The 17,691-nt window shown below is 27.8% G+C and carries 15 protein-coding genes, 2 riboswitches and 1 other annotated feature; of the genes, 13 read left to right on the top strand and 2 right to left on the bottom strand.

The genetic code is table 11. The annotated features are described in order from the left end of the window. Window positions 1-18: 18 nt before the first annotated feature. On the bottom strand, window positions 19-1,497 hold the full coding sequence (locus AC4FQW_RS06325) for a C69 family dipeptidase (protein WP_491147924.1): 1,479 nt from the start codon (window positions 1,495-1,497) through the stop codon (window positions 19-21). A 307-nt stretch (window positions 1,498-1,804) separates the two neighbouring features. Between AC4FQW_RS06325 and AC4FQW_RS06320 the strand changes: the two genes are divergently transcribed. The 13 genes from AC4FQW_RS06320 (at window position 1,805) to AC4FQW_RS06260 (ending at window position 17,331) form a co-directional block, all read left to right on the top strand. After that, window positions 1,805-3,043 (top strand): MFS transporter, encoded by a 1,239-nt coding sequence (locus AC4FQW_RS06320; RefSeq protein ID WP_491147922.1) that lies wholly within the window; start codon window positions 1,805-1,807, stop codon window positions 3,041-3,043. Between the two features lie 81 nt (window positions 3,044-3,124). After that, window positions 3,125-3,226, top strand: a riboswitch (purine riboswitch). A 112-nt stretch (window positions 3,227-3,338) separates the two neighbouring features. Further along, a complete protein-coding gene (locus AC4FQW_RS06315) occupies window positions 3,339-4,682 on the top strand; it encodes a uracil-xanthine permease family protein (protein ID WP_303130550.1) in 1,344 nt (447 codons plus the stop codon). 124 nt (window positions 4,683-4,806) lie between these two features. Further along, on the top strand, window positions 4,807-5,607 hold the full coding sequence (locus tag AC4FQW_RS06310) for an FAD binding domain-containing protein (protein ID WP_303130551.1): 801 nt from the start codon (window positions 4,807-4,809) through the stop codon (window positions 5,605-5,607). Next, window positions 5,597-6,055 carry a (2Fe-2S)-binding protein gene (locus AC4FQW_RS06305; RefSeq protein ID WP_491147919.1) on the top strand — a complete coding sequence of 153 codons (459 nt, stop codon included), beginning with the start codon at window positions 5,597-5,599 and terminating at the stop codon, window positions 6,053-6,055. The genes AC4FQW_RS06310 and AC4FQW_RS06305 overlap by 11 nt, the downstream gene beginning before the upstream one ends. Window positions 6,056-6,058: 3 nt before the next feature. After that, the gene (locus AC4FQW_RS06300) at window positions 6,059-8,341 is read left to right on the top strand and encodes a xanthine dehydrogenase family protein molybdopterin-binding subunit (protein ID WP_491147918.1); all 2,283 of its coding nucleotides are present in this window, start codon (window positions 6,059-6,061) and stop codon (window positions 8,339-8,341) included. Window positions 8,342-8,493: 152 nt separating this feature from the next. Then, a riboswitch (purine riboswitch) is annotated at window positions 8,494-8,595 on the top strand. Window positions 8,596-8,783: 188 nt separating this feature from the next. Then, complete coding sequence (locus AC4FQW_RS06295) at window positions 8,784-10,115, top strand: uracil-xanthine permease family protein (RefSeq protein ID WP_491147916.1); 1,332 nt, start codon at window positions 8,784-8,786, stop codon at window positions 10,113-10,115. Between the two features lie 68 nt (window positions 10,116-10,183). After that, the gene (locus AC4FQW_RS06290) at window positions 10,184-10,759 is read left to right on the top strand and encodes a xanthine phosphoribosyltransferase (protein WP_303130556.1); all 576 of its coding nucleotides are present in this window, start codon (window positions 10,184-10,186) and stop codon (window positions 10,757-10,759) included. A 199-nt stretch (window positions 10,760-10,958) separates the two neighbouring features. Further along, window positions 10,959-11,735, top strand: a complete 777-nt coding sequence (locus AC4FQW_RS06285) for a hypothetical protein (protein WP_491147914.1) — start codon at window positions 10,959-10,961, stop codon at window positions 11,733-11,735. Between the two features lie 154 nt (window positions 11,736-11,889). Further along, the gene (locus AC4FQW_RS06280; RefSeq protein ID WP_491147912.1) at window positions 11,890-12,081 is read left to right on the top strand and encodes a hypothetical protein; all 192 of its coding nucleotides are present in this window, start codon (window positions 11,890-11,892) and stop codon (window positions 12,079-12,081) included. Window positions 12,082-12,303: 222 nt separating this feature from the next. Further along, window positions 12,304-12,510, top strand: a complete 207-nt coding sequence (locus AC4FQW_RS06275; protein WP_303130562.1) for a hypothetical protein — start codon at window positions 12,304-12,306, stop codon at window positions 12,508-12,510. A 93-nt stretch (window positions 12,511-12,603) separates the two neighbouring features. Continuing rightward, window positions 12,604-12,844 (top strand) — a binding site (T-box leader). 122 nt (window positions 12,845-12,966) lie between these two features. After that, window positions 12,967-14,280, top strand: coding sequence for a dicarboxylate/amino acid:cation symporter (locus AC4FQW_RS06270; protein ID WP_491147911.1), 1,314 nt, complete (start codon window positions 12,967-12,969; stop codon window positions 14,278-14,280). A gap of 224 nt (window positions 14,281-14,504) precedes the next feature. Further along, window positions 14,505-16,289, top strand: a complete 1,785-nt coding sequence (locus AC4FQW_RS06265) for an oleate hydratase (protein WP_491147909.1) — start codon at window positions 14,505-14,507, stop codon at window positions 16,287-16,289. 193 nt (window positions 16,290-16,482) lie between these two features. Next, complete coding sequence (locus AC4FQW_RS06260; protein ID WP_303130796.1) at window positions 16,483-17,331, top strand: YitT family protein; 849 nt, start codon at window positions 16,483-16,485, stop codon at window positions 17,329-17,331. A gap of 52 nt (window positions 17,332-17,383) precedes the next feature. Here AC4FQW_RS06260 and AC4FQW_RS06255 read toward each other — a convergent pair whose 3' ends face one another. After that, window positions 17,384-17,632, bottom strand: a complete 249-nt coding sequence (locus AC4FQW_RS06255) for a CPF_0552 family protein (RefSeq protein ID WP_303130795.1) — start codon at window positions 17,630-17,632, stop codon at window positions 17,384-17,386. Window positions 17,633-17,691: the final 59 nt, after the last annotated feature.

Below are 17,691 nucleotides of genomic sequence, written 5' to 3'. Positions count from 1 at the left end.
ATAAGTTAAAAATTTATTTTATAAATTACTATTATGATGTACTGGTGTTTGTGAAGTTGTTGCTTTTAATAAATCACCATTTAATTTTCTAACTTGTTTCAATGAATAATTAGAAATATCTTTACAGTGTTCAGTCATATAGTTTTCAGCCTTTTTGTGACTTCTCTTATAAAGTTTAAGAGCTTCTTTGTCACTAGCTTTTAAAGAATTATTTAATTTATCTTGAATAGCATCTAATTGAGGTTTAGTATATTTTTTCATATAGTCATTATAGTAAGGTGTAGTTAAAGCACCAGTTGTTCTATAAGTCCAGTAAGCTGAATTTGTATCAGGTGTGTCTGTTCCTTCTCTATATTGCTTTGGTGTTTGATTTATTCCTGAATAGAAAGGTACAAATACACTAGTTTCAGGTACTCCAAGAGATATCCAATGTATACATCCTATATCACTTGGAAGATTTGGTCTACATTGTAATATATGAGATTCCATTGTAAAAGCAACGTTTATAGGTCTGTATTTTCCTTTGTAATCTCCATAAGGATCATATGGAGTTCCGTTAAAGTGAGATTTTAAAACTGTACTAACATCAGATACAGATATTTTTTTATCTGGTTTTAAAAACATTTTAAAATTTTTACTTGTTATATTTTGTTTTAAAGAAGGTGTTAAAATTCTTTGTCCATCCCACATTCTTGGATTATTATATTTAGCGTCTTCTTCGCTTTCTGTTCCAAAAGCTTTTTTGAAGCTAAAATATTTATCTTTTTTTGGATTATATAAGTTTTTTTCTTTAGCAAATTTAACTAAATCTTTTGAACCCATGTAATTTTTAGTATCTTTTAAATCAACTTTATCAATACATAATTTGTTTGGAATTACTGCATATTTTGAATCAGGTACTCTAGTTGCAACCCAATGATGTCCAGAACCTATTTCCATGTACCAAACTTCATTTTTATCAGAAAAAATTACTCCATTAATTTCAGCAGAGCCTTTCTTTTCAACTATTTTTCCAAGTCTTTCAACTCCATCTCTTGCATTTTTTATGTATGGTAAAACAACAGTAACCATTGAATCTTCACCGATTCCGTTTTTTACTAGTGGATCAGCTTTAAGTGCTTTATCATTTGCAGTTGCACTTTCTGTTGCACTCATTGCAACTCCATGTTCATTAATTCCTGCTTCTTCAAATTCCCCATCTTTTTTTGTCCATTCAGGAGTAGCAGTATATTTATAGCTTGTTTTTGGGAGTTTATATGTAAATCCATTTCCTTTTGATTTATAAGTTTCTACTTTATGTGTAGTTTTTTTAGGATGTACAACAAACCTTTTAGTCCAAGCTGTTTTAGCATCTTCATTACGTGCTATAATTGTTGAACCATCAGTAGTAGCAGATTTACCAACGACTACTGTAGTACAAGCAAAAGCATTGGTAACAATAGCTAAGTATGCCGCTAAAGTAAAGCAAGAATACTTAATTAACTTTCTTAATGACATAAAATCACTCCTTATCTTTTGTATACGTTTTCCTTTTAAATTTTAGAAGGTTAGATTTAAAAATTCAATTAAATATAGATGCTTTTTACAAAGTTAACGTAAAGATAATATTATTAATAAATTTAATAATTAATATAAAAAAATATAATAATTATTTTTATTATGAATTATTAAATATTAAATGAGAAATACTAAATTAAATAATAATTACCAAAAATAATTAAATTCAGAGGAGATTAAATATTATGAATAGTAATTTAAAAAGTGAATTTAAGTCTTATTTAACTAATGAAATGGAAGTTTAAATATGGGAATAAAAAATAGTGTTTTATTTCAGAAAAGGGAATTAAGACAGTTTTGTATTTTAAGATTTATTTTTGGTATTAGTTATAGCTTCATGATTCCAATTATACCTTTGTATTTTGATTCAATAGGAGTTAGCACAGTAGTTATAGGAATATTTATGTCACTTTACGGAGTTAGTAAAGCATTAGCTCAAATTCCTTTTGGATTAGTATCAGATGCAATAGGAGATAAATTGCTTTTAATGATAGCTTTAGGATTAATGACTTTTGTTCCATTTGCTTATACTATAGCACCTAATAATTTCATAGCTTGTTTTACTTATGTTATTCAAGGAGGAATTTTAGGTATGGCAGCACCTGCTACATTTTCAGTATTATCAAGGTCTTTAGATGAAAAGAGAAGGGGAGAGTGTACAGGATTTGCATCTTCAGTTTTTACTCTTGGAGGAGGTATTGGAGCTGCAATTGCTGGATTTATAATTGCAAAGTTTAATAATTATAATTTAGTATTTTATCTTTCTTCAATAGGGATTTTATTAACTTTAATATTTACTATATTTAAAATAAAAAAAACAGAAAGTGCTAAAGAGAAAAAAGATAAATCATTAAAGTTTTTAAATAGAATAAAAACAATAGTAAAAGATATAAAAGAACATAAATTAGGATGTAAAATCTTACTTTTAGGGGTTATAGCTTTTTTAGGTGATTTTATATATGGGTGTGTAGTATCAATATTTCCTTTCTATGGTCAAGATGTCCTTGGAGCATCTTTGGGATATACATCTATGATTATATCAATATATTTATTTATATTTGGCTTTGGAGCTCCAATAGGTGGTTATACAAGTGATAAAATAGGTAATAAAAGACAATTATTTATTTCTTTTATAGTTATGAATTTATCACTTCTAGGCCTATCAATATTTAGAAATATACCTATGTTTACAGTGATTATAATAATATATTTTTTAGGTGCTACTTTTTTAAATGCATCTCTTCAAAGTTTGCTTTCAGAATTTGGAGAAAATGAAAATATAAAAGGAATAGTTTTTGGATTTGTTGGAGCATCTGAAGCTACTGGATATGCAGTAAGTCCTATTGTATCAGCATTTATATATAACTTTAATAAAAATTTTTTATTTATTGGAGTTTTAATTGTCTCAGTATTAGTGTCTATAATTTATTTATTATTATGTAAAAAAGCCTGTATAACAAATAATAATTGCAATAAAAATAAATAATATTTCAATAAAAATTTAATTATATTAATTAAAATTACGAACAATAAAAAACTTGAAAAATATAAAATTCGTGTTATAATACGTATGTAAAATAAAAAATCTCGTATATAATCGGTAATATGGTCCGAAAGTTTCTACCTGCTAACCGTAAAACAGCAGACTACGAGGGCTCCTTATAGTATATACACGATAAAAATAAAATGTATACACCAAAAAAGCAGCACCTCATGGACGGATGAGGTGCTGTTTTTTTGATTATTAGATAAACTTCTAGAGAATTGAGGGGGAAAACAGAATGAAAAAAGGAAGTATTTATGAATTAGAAGGAAGGGTACAGTTAAAGGAAGCAGTTCCTCTTGGTATTCAACATGTTCTTGCAATGTTTTTAGGAAATGTTTCACCACTTATTATTATTTGTGGATTATTAAATATTGATATAGGGACTAAATCTATATTAATACAAAATGCAATGTTTATATCAGGTATTGCAACATTAATTCAATTATATCCAAAATTTAGAGTGGGAAGTGGACTTCCAATAGTTATGGGTACAAGCTCTGGGTTTATAGGAACAGAAAAGGTTATTGGGTTAACCTATGGATATGATGCAATTATGGGAGCATCATTAATTGGAGCAATTTTAGAAATTATATTAGGATTTTTTATAAAACCTCTTAAAAAGTTGTTTCCTCCAATAGTAACAAGCCTTGTTATTATTTCTATAGGTCTTTCATTACTTCCAGTTGGAATTAAATATTTTGGTGGAGGTTCGGGTTCTGATGAATTTGGTTCACCAAAAAATTTAATTGTTGCAACTGTAGTTGTATTAGTAATTATTGCATTAAAACAATGTAAAAAAGGTTTCTTAAATGTTTCATCTATATTAATTGGGATTGTAGTTGGTTATATTTTGTCTATATTTTTAGGAATGGTAGATTTTACTGCTGTTAAAGAAGCAGCTTGGATTAGTATGCCAAAGCCTTTTGTAACAGGATTTCAATTTAAGATAGATGCAATTATTTCAATGAGTATTATGTATGTAGCAACAGCAGTTGAAACTATTGGAAATATTTCAGCAATAACTGTTGGTGGGTTAAATAGAGATCCAAAAGATAATGAGTTATCAGGAGGAGTTATTGCAGATGGAGTAGCAAGTGGTATAGCATCAATGTTTGGTGTTCTTCCAAATACAGCTTTTGGACAAAATGCAGGGCTTGTTGCAGTAACTAAAGTAGTAAATAAATTTGTAATTATGACAGGTGCAGTATTTTTAATATTATCAGGATTTATTCCAAAGCTTAGTGCTTTATTTTCTGTTATGCCTCAATCAGTTTTAGGTGGAGCAGCTGTTATTATGTTTTCAATGATTTTAATTAGTGGAATTCAATCATTAATGAGAGAAGGCTTAGATGAAAGAAATAGTTTAATTGCGGCCTTAGCACTTGGGATTGGTGTTGGAATTGGATATGTTCCAGAAGTTTTAGCAAAACTTCCAGAATGGGTAACACAAGTTTTTGCTCATAATAGTATAGTTATGGTTTTTGTTATAGCAACAGTTGTAAATTTAATTTTGCCAAAGAAAAAAAGTGAAGATGAAGTTATAAAAGAAAAAGATTTACAAATTAATAGTGTAAGTTAAAAGTATTTGCTTATGTTTTAAATAAATATTTACTTAAATATAGATTTTAGATTGTTTTGAGACATTATTAATTAAATTTAATATATTAAGAGTTTTATTGATTTTTTGCGGAGGGAATTTGTTTATGTTTACTATTAAAAATTATGTAGTAGCACAAAGTTTAGAAGAAGCTTATGAGTTAAATCAAAAAAAGAATAATGTTGTTTTAGGCGGAACAGCCTGGCTTAAAATGGGAGAACGTAATATACAAACAGCTATAGATTTATCAAAACTTGGACTTAATAAAATTGAAGAAACTGAAGATGCTTTTAATATAGGGTGTATGTGTACTTTAAGAGATTTAGAAGTGAATGCTTCATTAAATTCATATTTTGATGGAGTTATAGCAAAAAGCTTAATGAATATAGTTGGCGTTCAGTTTCGTAATGTAGCAACTATTGGTGGAAGTATATATTCAAGGTTTGGGTTTTCAGATATACTTACTTCTCTTTTAGCCTTAGATACATATGTTGAGTTATTTAAAGGAGGAATTATACCTTTAAGTGTGTATAAGGACATGCCTTATGATAATGATATATTAGTGAGAATTATAATAAAAAAAGATAATAGAAAGGTTTCATATTTAACACAAAGATTAAGTGCAACAGATATTCCAATACTTACTTGCTGTGCATCAAGGTTTAATGGTAAGTGGCAAATTGTATTAGGTGCAAGACCTAAGAGAGCAGATTTTATTAAAAATAGTGATGAAATTTTAAGTGAAATACCAACTAAAGAAGAAATAAAATTATTACTTGATAGAAATTCTAAAGAAATGAAATTTGAAAGCAATATGAGAGGTAGTAAAGAGTATAGAGCAATATTAGCAAGTGTTCTTGTAGAGAGAGGAATATGTGAAATTACTGGAGGTAACTATGAAGATTAAAATGTGGATTAACAATAAGATTTTTGAAGATGACATATTAGAAGATACTTTATTAATTGATTTTATAAGAAGTAAGGGATTTTTTAGTGTAAAGAGAGGATGCGAAACTTCAAATTGCGGATTATGTACTGTACATTTAGAAGGAAAGCCAATATTATCATGTTCAACTCTTGCCGTTAGAGCAAATGGACTTCATGTTACAACTATTGAAGGTTTAAAAGAAGAAGCAGAAGAATTTGGTGCCTTTATGGCAGATGAAGGAGCAGAGCAATGTGGATTTTGTAGTCCTGGATTTGTTATGAATGTAATAGCTATGAAAATAGAACTTAATAATCCAACTGAAGATGAAATAAAGAATTATCTTTCTGGCAACCTTTGTCGTTGTACTGGATATATGGGACAACTTAGAGCTGTTAAAAAATATTTAAATTCATTAAAGGAGGACTAATAAATGAAGTATGTAAATAAAGGAATAAGAAAAAAAGATGCTATGGCATTATTAACTGGTAAACCAGTATATACTGAAGATTTACTTCCAGCTAATGCACTTGTTGTAAAACTGCTTAGAAGTCCTCATCCTCATGCTTTAATTGAAGATATTAATACAGATATAGCAAGCAAAGTTCCAGGTATTGAATGTATTTTAACTTATAAAGATGTTCCAAATTCAAGATTTACAATGGCTGGACAATCTTATCCTGAACCAAGTCCATACGATAGGCTAATTTTGGATAAGAGACTTAGATGTTGTGGAGACCCTGTTGCTATTGTTGCTGGAACTAATGAAAAGTCTGTTGATAAAGCTATAAAACTTATTAAAGTTAAGTATGAAGTTTTAGATGCAATATTAGATTTTAGAGAAGCTAAAGACAATAATATTTTAGTTCATCCAGAAGAAAATTTTAAAACATTATGTGATGTTGGAGCTGATAATAAAAGAAATATTTGCTCAACAGGTGGATTTGAACATGGTAATGTAGAAGAAGAATTTAGTAAATGTAGCCATATAATAGAACAAACTTATCACACTAAAGCAAATAATCAAGCTATGATGGAGACATTTAGAACATTTACAGAACTTGATACTTACGGAAGACTAAATATAACAAGTTCAACTCAAGTACCTTTTCATGTAAGACGTATATTGGCAAATGCATTAAATATTCCAAAATCAAAAATAAGAGTTGTTAAACCAAGAATAGGTGGAGGTTTTGGAGCAAAGCAAAGTGTTGTTTCAGAAGTTTTCCCTGCAATAGTTACATTAAAGACTGGAAAACCAGCAAAAATGATATTTACAAGAGAAGAAAGTATGACTAATGGAAGTCCAAGACATGAGATGGAAATAAAGGTTCGTTTAGGTGCTGACCACAATGGAATAATTAAAGCAATTGATATATATACATTATCAAATGCTGGAGCTTATGGGGAGCATGGACCTACAACTGTTGGACTATCAGCACATAAGTCAATGCCACTTTATAGCACTCCAAATGCATATAAATTTAATTATGATGTAGTTTATTCAAATACAATGGGAGCAGGTGCTTATAGAGGATATGGAGCAACTCAAGGTATTTTTGCATTAGAATCTGCAATAAATGAACTTGCAGCTAAGTTAAATATTGATCCTATTAAGTTGAGGCAAATGAATATGGTTAAAGAAGGAGATATTATGCCAGCTTATTATGGAGAAAAGGCAAATAGTTGTACTTTGGATAAATGCTTACAAAGAGCTAAAGAGATGATTGATTGGGATAATAAATACCCATGTAGAGATGTTGGAAATGGAAAAGTAAGATCTGTTGGAGTAGCAATGGCTATGCAGGGTTCTGGAATATCACTAATTGATACTGCTTCAGTTGAAATTAAATTAAATGATGATGGATTTTATACTTTAATGATTGGGGCATCTGATATGGGAACTGGATGTGATACAATATTATCTCAAATGGCAGCAGAGTGTTTAGATTGTAACATTGATAATATTGTAGTTCATGGTGTTGATACCGATCAATCCCCTTATGACACAGGTTCTTATGCATCAAGTACAACTTATCTTACAGGAATGGCTGTTGTTAAAACTTGTGAAAGTTTAAAGAAAAATATGCTTTTAGAAGCTTCAAAATTATTAAATTGTAATGTTGAAAATCTTGAGTTTGATGGAGAAAGAATTTTCTCATTAATAGATGAAAAAGAAATATTACTTAAAGATTTAGCAAATAGAAGTTTAGTTGGTGGAAGTAAAGCAATAAGTGCAAGTGAATCACATTATTCAGAAGTTTCTCCTCCACCTTTTATGGTTGGAATTGTGGAAACAGAAGTGGATAAGTTAACAGGAAATGTGGATATAATTGATTATGTTGCAGTAGTTGACTGTGGAACTATAATAAATCCAAATCTTGCAAGAGTTCAAACAGAAGGTGGAATAGTTCAAGGGATAGGAATGGCTTTGTATGAAGATATAAAATACAATAAAAAAGGTCAAATGATGAATAATTCATTTATGCAATATAAAATTCCAAGTAGATTAGATGTAGGAAATATAAGAGTTGAATTTGAAAGCAGTTTTGAGGAAAGTGGGCCTTTTGGAGCAAAATCAATTGGAGAAATTGTTATAAACACACCATCACCTGCAATAGCTAATGCTGTTTATAATGCAACTAAAGTAAATGTAAGAACACTTCCTATAACAGCAGAGAAAATAGTTATGGGGATGATGAAAAATAAATTATAAAAATTTTTTAATATTTTTATGCAAAATAAAATTATAAAAAGAATAAATTAAAATATTAAGATTAGAAAAAATAATAGAAATATTAGGTATAAAAGAGAAAATGAAATAAATTCAAACTATTGATAAAATAAGTTTTCGTGTTATAATACTACGTATATAATAAAAAACGGACTCGTATATAATCGGTAATATGGACCGGAAGTTTCTACCTACTAGCCGTAAACTAGTGGACTACGAGGAGTTGTACAAGGTATGATATTGTATCTAAGGACAGCACCTCAGCTTTTAAGAGGTGCTGTTTTTTTATAAGTATAACTTCTATTATAGTCAATAAAATTAAAGTACACTTTTTTTATTTGAGTTCAATTTAGTTTTCTATATAAATATACGCAATATTACAAATGACAATAAATAACATTATAAACAATAAGGAGATGAAGGAATGAAAAAAGATAGTACAAATGCTATTGAAGTTAACTTAATTTATGGTGTTGATGATAACTTAGGATTATTTAAAAAAATATTATTTGGATTTCAACATATATTTGCAGCATTTGGTGGAATAATAGTAGTTCCACTTGTAATATCAACAGCACTTGGCTTTGATACAAAAACAACTACTGCATTAATTAGTGCATCAATATTAGCATCAGGTCTAGCAACAATAATACAGGCTAGGGGAATAGGCAAAGTTGGTTCTAGAGTGGCATGTATTATGGGAACAGATTTTACTTTTGTATCACCAGCAATTTCAGTAGGCTCAGTACTTGGACTTCCAGGAATAATAGGAGCAACAATTTTAGGATCTTTATTTGAAATTATATTAAGTTTTTTTATAAAGCCTTTGATGAAGTTTTTCCCACCTCTTGTTACAGGTACAGTTGTAACATTAATTGGATTAACACTTCTTCCAGTTTCAATAGATTGGGCAGCAGGTGGTGTAGGTGCATCAGATTATGGTAGTTTAAAAAATGTTTTAATAGCAATGTTTGTTTTAGTAATTACACTTATATTAAATAATTACGGAAAAGGAATAATTAGTAGTGCATCTATATTAATTGGTATAGTAATTGGATATATTGTTTGTATTCCAATGGGATTAGTTGATTTTACAGCAATAAAAGAAGCAAGCTTTTTTTCATTCCCAAGAATATTAGAGTTTGGAGTTACATTTGACATAAAGTCAGTAATAGCATTTATTCCAGCTTATTTTGTAGCAACAATCGGAACAGTTGGTTGTATAAAAGCAATAGAAGAAACTTCTAACATATCTGGAGATGATAAAAGAGTTGCAGGTGGAGTATTAGCAGATGGTGTAGGTAGTGCACTTGGTGGATTTTTAGGCTCATGTCCTAATACATCATTTACACAAAATATAGGAATTATATCATTAACTAAAGTTGCTAGCCGTCATGTTGCTGTTATGGCAGGTATATTATTAGTTATATTAGGATTTTTACCAAAGATTTCTGCAATAATTACTGCAATACCAAGTCCAGTTTTAGGTGGAGTTGGAATTATGATGTTTGGAACAGTTGCGGCAGCTGGAATTAGAACATTAAGTAATGTTAAACTTACAGAACGTAATTTACTTATAATTGCAATATCAATGGGATTAGGTCTTGGAGTTACTTTTAGACCAGAGGTTATAAGTCAGTTACCAGAATCATTAAAAATGATATTTTCATCAGGAATTTCTACGGGAACAATAGTTGCACTAATACTTAATATAGTATTAAAAGATAAAAGCAAAAATAAAGAAGTTATAGATTAGAAGAAAATTTAGAAAAATATTAATGAACATAAAAGATGATTAATTTATAGATAGGGGAGATAAGTATAATGGAAATTTTAAAAGAACGTATATTAAAAGATGGAAGAGCATTAAGCGATACTGTATTAAAGGTTGATTCATTTTTAAATCATGGAGTAGACCCAAAGCTAATGTATCAAGTAGGAACATATTTTAAGGAATATTTTAAAAATCACGGAATAACTAAAATATTTACAATAGAAAGTTCAGGAATAGCACCAACAGTAATGACTGCAATGCAAATGGATTTACCAATGGTTACATTAAAAAAACAAACTTCAAAAATTTTAAATGGTGAAGTATATCAAACAACAGTACATTCTTTCACAAAAGGATCAGACTATGAGTTAACATTATCTAAAAAGTACATAAATGAAAATGATAAAATATTAATAATAGATGATTTCTTAGCAAATGGTGAAGCAGCTCTTGGAGCTATAAGATTAGTTGAGGAAGCTGGAGCTAAAGTAGCTGGAATAGGAATAGTAATAGAAAAATCATTCCAACCAGGAAGAAAAATGTTAGATGAAAAGGGATATGATGTATATTCATTAGCTCGTATCTCAAAACTTGGAGAAAACTTAATTGAATTCAAAGAAGATTAATATCATTAATTTAAAAGTTTTATAAAATAATAAATTTATAATTATTAAAAAGATAACTAAAAATTTTTAGTTATCTTTTTGTTTTAATTTATATTTTTTCATTATAAATTTATGACTAAGTTTTTATGCTTAGTCTTTTTTTATTTTTATAAAACTGCATATATACATATTAGAGATATTTTTATTGAGAGGGGTAAGTATGATGAGAAAATTTATTATGGGATATTCACAAGAAAAATTACTTAATAAAAATCTTGATATAAAAGATATTATGATAATAGATTTCATAGTTAATTTTATTAAAAGTGGAAAATTAGTATATAGAAATATAGATGGAAAAGACTATTTTTGGATAAAGACAAAACTTATAATAGAGTGCTTACCTATACTTAATATATCAAGTAAGGAAATGATTAGAGCAAGGCTTAAAAAATTAATAAAGCTTAATATTTTAGAATGTAAGCTTGTAAAAGAAGAAGGAAACTATACTTTTTATACTATTGGAGAAGGATATTATGATTTAAAAAGATTAGATAATATTTCTGAAGAAAATAATGGAGTATGTAAAGAGAAAGTTATCGAAGATAATTTAGATAAAAGTAATATTGAATTAACTTTAGAAGCTGATAAAGATTGTGACGAAGAAGATGAAGAAAGAGTTTATGAAAAAGATAGTAAAAAAGAGTATGAAGAAAATTATAAAGAAAATATAGATGAAATTAATAAATGTTATATAAGGAAAAAGAAAATAAACATAGATGTTAATAATAAAAAATTAGATTTTAATAAAAGGGAGTTTTTTTGCCTTAAAGAAACTGACTATAACATTAATAGGGTATATAAATTTAAAACGTCTGATGTCGTCTTAAAAGTAGAAACAAAAAATAAACAGTTTAATAATAATAAAGAAAAATATAATAAAAAAATATATACAAAAAAGTTTTGGGTATATAAATACTTTTTAAACGGTCATTAGCTATAGAGAATTTCTATAAAAATAAAATTATAAAATTTATTCAAAAATAACTGTATAAAAATTAATAAAATAAGGTATAATATGAATAATAATACAAAAAAATTATATAATATATATATAAAGATAAATAATTATATTATACGGAGGGAATTTTATGAAATTAAGTTCAGGGGATTTAGTAAGATACAATTCAATATATGGTATGGAGAATAATAAATGCAGTATATGTAATAGAGATACTTATTACATGGATTATTGGTGTAATAATCATAATTTCTATTCACCAGAATGTGAAGACAAGTATTATAATTGGTTAAATAGAAAGTCTAATAACATACAAAGATAAAAGCAAAACCCCCTTTTATTAATTTAGGCAGGTTAAGTTATAAATTTATATTTATGTTAACAAATATGTAAAATTATTTAAAAGTATAAAATATAAGATTATTATAAAATAAAGAGATTATTATAAACTTATTTGAATATTATAAAATTTAAAAATAAGCTTGTTAATTATTTATGTAAATTTATACAAAAGATTATTTGAAAATAAAAGGGGGCTTATACTATGGATATTATTCTATATTTTTTACCTGCTGTAGCGGTTATAGGGGGAATAATGTTATTAGTTGGATTTAAGAGCAAATTTAATAAGTTAACATTAGTTCAAAAGTTAGGAATTATTTTAGTTGAAATAGGTGTTATTACTCCAGCTGTAATTGATTTTGCAACAGGATTTATGCAAGGAGTTATTAAATGTGCAGAATCTTTCTAGTAATTTTATAAACTATTTTTATCAAATTAGTCGGAATTAATTATTGACATGCTAAAAAAAATAATATATCATAAAATCAATTAAAAACGGAATTTAAATGCGTTGAAGAGGGAAAGTAGATAATATAAGTTACTACAGAGAATGGTTAGTTTGCTGAGATAACCTGTAAGGAGTATTATTGAAGTGCCCCTCGGAGCTTAAAGGTCGAATTATTTAGTAGATTTTTATGGGAACTCCCATTATAGAGTTAGAGTATATTAGTACTTGAAATTGAGATGGATATTTTATTATCTAATCAGAGTGGAACCGCGGAATTTAACCTTCTGCCTCTGTAATTTTACAGAGGTGGAAGGTTTTTTTATTAATTAAATATAAATGCATGTACTTTCCGATTTTAATTATAAATAAATTTGTTGGCCAGCAAATAGAAAACTAAATTTAAAGGAGAAGAAATATATGATTAATTTTAATTTAATTTTATCAATAATATTATCAATATTATCAATTTATATTATTTACATAGTTAGAAAAAAGACAAATAAGTTTTCATTTGCAACATTAACAGCACTTACTTTAGGATTAGTACTTGGAGTTATATTTAAAGAGAATATTTTATTTTTAGATGTAGTTGGAAAAGGTTATATGTCATTAATTAAAATGATAGTTGTACCATTAGTTATGGTTTCTTTAATAACAAGTATAGTAAGACTAAAAAATTTAGATACATTAAAGTCAATTGGAGTTAAAACATTTATTATATTGCTTGGAACAACAGGTATAGCTGCATTTATAGGAATTATAATAGCTAATTTATTTCATGTTGGAGAAGGATTGAAATTTGTTGGAAGTACTGATTTTACAAGTCGAGAAATACCTGGATTTTCAAAGGTTATATTAGATATGCTTCCATCAAATCCTATAGCTGCAATAGTTGATAATAAAATAATACCAGTTGTAATATTTTCACTATTTATTGCAGTAGCATTAGTTATAGAAGATAATTTAAATCCAGAAAAAACAAAACCATTTAAAGATTTTATTTTATCTTTTTATGATATAGTTCTTAGAATTACTAAAATGGTTTTAAGGTTAATACCTTATGGAGTATTTGCACTAATTGCAGTAGCTGGTGCAAAAAATGGAATAGATACTATTAAATCATTAATAGGAGTTATATTGGCTGTTTATATATCAGCATTAATTCAAATGGGTGTGGTTCATACAGGATTAGTTGCATTTATAGCAAAGAAAAATCCGTTTAAATTTTTAAAAGGAATCTTCCCAGCACAAGTTGTAGCTTTTACAAGTCAAAGTAGTTATGGAACATTACCTGTTACAATTAAATCTTTAGTTGGAAATTTAGGAGTTAAAGAAGAAATTGCAAGTTTTGTAGCTCCACTTGGTTCTACAATAGGAATGAATGGATGTGGAGGACTTTATCCAGCAATAGTTGCAGTTTTTGTAGCTAATGTTTTTAATATAGAGCTTACTCCTTATTCATATACTTTAATAATAATTACAACAATATTATCTTCAATAGGGATTGCTGGAGTACCAGGTGCTGCAACTATGTCAACAACTGTTGTACTTGCAACCTTAGGTCTTCCAATTGAAGGAATGGCAATGGTTATTGCAGTAGACTCTGTAATTGATATGATAAGAACTACAACAAATGTAACTGGTTCAGCAGTTGCGGCAGTTGTAGTTGATGAGACAGAAAAAAGGAAAAATAAAAATATAGCAAATATAGAAGTAGTGAAAGAAATATAAAGAAATTATACGAGCTTTTTTATTTTAAAAAGCTCGTATTTTTATATCTTTACTATAATAAATTTTTAGTAATTAATAAAGTTGTGTAAATAAAATGTCAATTCTTAATAATGTGCAAATATTTACATAAGGTAATAGTTTTTTTGCTTTAAAGAATTATAATGAAGTAAAGAATACAAAAGGTTTTAAAGGGAAAATATATTTTGAAAGGTAAGGGATGTTATATGAAAAATTTAAGAAAAGGAAATTATAAAAATTTAAGTTTACTTAAAAATAAAAAGCTTAATAAAAAGGAGATAGATAAGAGTACTTTAATTAAAATTGGTGCTATAGCTGGTGCTGCAACAGTAGCTGCCATAGGAGCTAAAAAACTTAAAGAAAAATCAAAGGTAAAAGAAGAATATAAAGTAACATATGTAAATTATGAAGATAGAAAGGTTTATTTTGTAGGTGGAGGTATTGCTTCACTTGCAGGTGCAGCTTATCTTATAAGAGATTGTAATTTCAATGGTGAAAACATTCATATTTTTGAAGGAATGAATATTTTAGGTGGAAGCAATGATGGAATAGGAACTCCAGAGGGTGGCTTTGTATGTCGTGGAGGTAGAATGTTAAATGAGGAAACTTATGAAAATCTATGGGAACTATTCTCTAGTATACCTTCATTATATATGCCTGGTATGAGTGTAACCGAAGAAATATTAAATTTTGATCATTTACATCCAACTCATGCTCAAGCTCGTTTAGTAGATAAAGATGGTGTTATTTTAGATGTTAAGAGTATGGGATTTACAAATGCTGAACGTATGGCACTTGGAAAACTTATGATGATTGATGAAAAGAAATTAGATGACCTTACTATCGAAGATTGGTTTAAGGATATGCCACATTTCTTTGAAACAAATTTCTGGCATATGTGGCAAACAACATTTGCATTCCAAAAGTGGTCTAGTCTTTTTGAATTTAAACGTTACATGGGACGTATGATTTTAGAATTTTCACGTATTGAAACATTAGAAGGGGTTACACGTACTCCTTATAATCAATATGATTCACTTATTCGTCCATTAGAAGCTTATTTAGATAAATATGGAGTTAACTTCCATACAGATACTGTTGTTACTGATATAGATTTTAAGGATGGAGAAGGTATAACAGTAAGTAAGATACATGTAAATGAAGATGGAACTGAAAAAGAAATTGAACTAAGTGATAATGATGTTTGTATTATGATAAATGGATGTATGACAGATTGCGCAACTTTAGGTGATTTAAATATAGCTCCAGAATTTAATTCAGCAAATCCAATATCAGGAGACCTTTGGAGAAAAATAGCAGTTAAAAAAGAAGGACTTGGAAATCCAGAACCATTCTTTGGACATCCAGAACAAACTAATTGGGAAAGTTTCACAGTTACATGTAAAGGAAATAAAATGCTTAAACTAATCGAAGAATTTTCAGGAAATATTCCAGGAAGTGGTGCTTTAATGACATTTAAGGATTCAAGTTGGCTTATGAGTATAGTTGTTGCAGCACAACCACACTTTGTAAATCAACCAATTGATGAGACAATATTCTGGGGATATGGATTGCATACAGATAGAGTTGGAGATTATGTAAAGAAACCAATGCGTGACTGTACAGGTAAAGAATTATTAACAGAACTTATTTATCAATTACACATGGAAGAACATTTAGATGAAATAATGGACAGTGTAGTCAATGTAATACCATGTATGATGCCATATGTTGATTCACAATTCCAACCACGTAAAATGAGTGATAGACCACAAGTTGTACCTGAAGGATCAACTAATTTTGCTATGATTAGTCAATTTGTTGAAATACCAGAAGATATGGTATTTACAGATGAGTATTCAATACGTGCAGCAAGAATTGCTATATACAAATTATTTAATGTAAAAGATAAAAAGGTATGTCCAGTAACTGAATATAAGAAAAATCCTAAAGTGTTAAAGATGGCATTAAAAACTGCTTATAGAAAATAAATTAAAAAATAATTTGAAAATATACTAAAAATATATATAATATATAGAGCTAAGTAATACTAAATATAGTGCTGTATTATTTAGCTCATTTTAATTATGCAAAAATTTTATTAAATTTATTTTATGAATACAAAAATGGTGTATAATATGGAAGAAATAATAAAAAATATGATAAGGAGGTAATAAATTTAATATGAAAGTGTTTTATAGAGTAATAGCGACTATTGGTTATGGATTGTTGGCAGGTATTGGAATAAATTCATTCTTAACTCCTGCTAAAGTATATTCTGCTGGAGTTACTGGATTATCACAGTTATTATCAGCAACTGGAACTGATTTTTTAGGAATTAATATAAAGATTTCAACTTGGGTATTATTAATTAATTTGCCACTTATATTTTTATCATGGAAAAAGCTTGGAAAAAAGTTCACTTTTTATAGCCTTTTAGCAGTACTTTCATCATCATTCTTTATTAGAATAATACCATCTTATAAGATTACAGATAACATACTTTTGGCATCAATTTTTGGGGGAATACTTACTGGAGCAGGAGTTGGATTTTGTTTTAGATTAGGTTTTTCAACTGGAGGAACAGATATTATAATACTTGTAATTCAAAAAATGACAGGTAAATCTGTTGGACAGCTTGGATTTATATTAAATGGAATTATATTATTTATGGCAGGAATAATGTATGGTTGGGAAATGGCATTATATAGTTTAATTTCAATATATGCTACTACAAAAGTTCTTGATTTATTCTACATTCAGCAATATAAATTAACCGTTAATATATTTACAAAGAAGGAAAAAGAAGTTGTACAAGGATTACTTGAAAACAACTTGCGTGGAGTTACTGTAAATGCTAATTTGCGTGGTGGATATACTAACGAAGAATTAAGTTCAATAGTTACAGTTATATCAAAACAAGAACTATTTTTTATAAAAAAAGTAATTTTAGATATAGACCCAGATGCATTTGTTAATGTTCAACCAACAATTGAGGTTATGGGTAAATTTATAGATAAATCTTTGATATAGTAATTTCTAATTAAAAATAAATCCCTAAAAGTTTTACTTTTAGGGATTTATTTTATATTGTTGCTACTTTAGCATTTACTCCATCAAGATTATTTAATTTATCTTTTAATTCATTAATTTCGTCTTGATTTTCATTAAGTAAGTCTAAAATTATAAGACCAGATTGAGAGCATGAGTTTGTGCTAGCTTCATGAAGACCAAGTCTTGTTTTAATTATACATCCATGTTTAGTTAAAAGCTCTTGAACTTTTGGTGCAATTTCATTTCTTGGTGAAATTTTAATTAACATAATTGAAAACATAAGCTACCTCCTAATATGTATTTAATATTAATCTTATCTTTAATATCTTTCTATAGTAT

Source organism: Clostridium sp. TJA085, assembly GCF_058310235.1.
The sequence above is the reverse complement of the archived record's forward strand: the minus strand, read 5'-3'. Positions and strand labels throughout refer to the sequence as shown.

What these genes read in the sequence shown, in the direction of transcription:
- AC4FQW_RS06290 (WP_303130556.1), top strand. Translation starts at nt 10,184, where the DNA reads ATGGAAATTTTAAAAGAACGTATATTAAAAGATGGAAGAGCATTAAGC.
- AC4FQW_RS06265 (WP_491147909.1), top strand. Translation starts at nt 14,505, where the DNA reads ATGAAAAATTTAAGAAAAGGAAATTATAAAAATTTAAGTTTACTTAAA.
- AC4FQW_RS06300 (WP_491147918.1), top strand. Translation starts at nt 6,059, where the DNA reads ATGAAGTATGTAAATAAAGGAATAAGAAAAAAAGATGCTATGGCATTA.
- AC4FQW_RS06285 (WP_491147914.1), top strand. Translation starts at nt 10,959, where the DNA reads ATGATGAGAAAATTTATTATGGGATATTCACAAGAAAAATTACTTAAT.
- AC4FQW_RS06310 (WP_303130551.1), top strand. Translation starts at nt 4,807, where the DNA reads ATGTTTACTATTAAAAATTATGTAGTAGCACAAAGTTTAGAAGAAGCT.
- AC4FQW_RS06255 (WP_303130795.1), bottom strand. Translation starts at nt 17,632, where the DNA reads ATGTTTTCAATTATGTTAATTAAAATTTCACCAAGAAATGAAATTGCA.
- AC4FQW_RS06320 (WP_491147922.1), top strand. Translation starts at nt 1,805, where the DNA reads ATGGGAATAAAAAATAGTGTTTTATTTCAGAAAAGGGAATTAAGACAG.
- AC4FQW_RS06270 (WP_491147911.1), top strand. Translation starts at nt 12,967, where the DNA reads ATGATTAATTTTAATTTAATTTTATCAATAATATTATCAATATTATCA.
- AC4FQW_RS06295 (WP_491147916.1), top strand. Translation starts at nt 8,784, where the DNA reads ATGAAAAAAGATAGTACAAATGCTATTGAAGTTAACTTAATTTATGGT.
- AC4FQW_RS06275 (WP_303130562.1), top strand. Translation starts at nt 12,304, where the DNA reads ATGGATATTATTCTATATTTTTTACCTGCTGTAGCGGTTATAGGGGGA.
- AC4FQW_RS06280 (WP_491147912.1), top strand. Translation starts at nt 11,890, where the DNA reads ATGAAATTAAGTTCAGGGGATTTAGTAAGATACAATTCAATATATGGT.
- AC4FQW_RS06315 (WP_303130550.1), top strand. Translation starts at nt 3,339, where the DNA reads ATGAAAAAAGGAAGTATTTATGAATTAGAAGGAAGGGTACAGTTAAAG.
- AC4FQW_RS06305 (WP_491147919.1), top strand. Translation starts at nt 5,597, where the DNA reads ATGAAGATTAAAATGTGGATTAACAATAAGATTTTTGAAGATGACATA.
- AC4FQW_RS06260 (WP_303130796.1), top strand. Translation starts at nt 16,483, where the DNA reads ATGAAAGTGTTTTATAGAGTAATAGCGACTATTGGTTATGGATTGTTG.
- AC4FQW_RS06325 (WP_491147924.1), bottom strand. Translation starts at nt 1,497, where the DNA reads ATGTCATTAAGAAAGTTAATTAAGTATTCTTGCTTTACTTTAGCGGCA.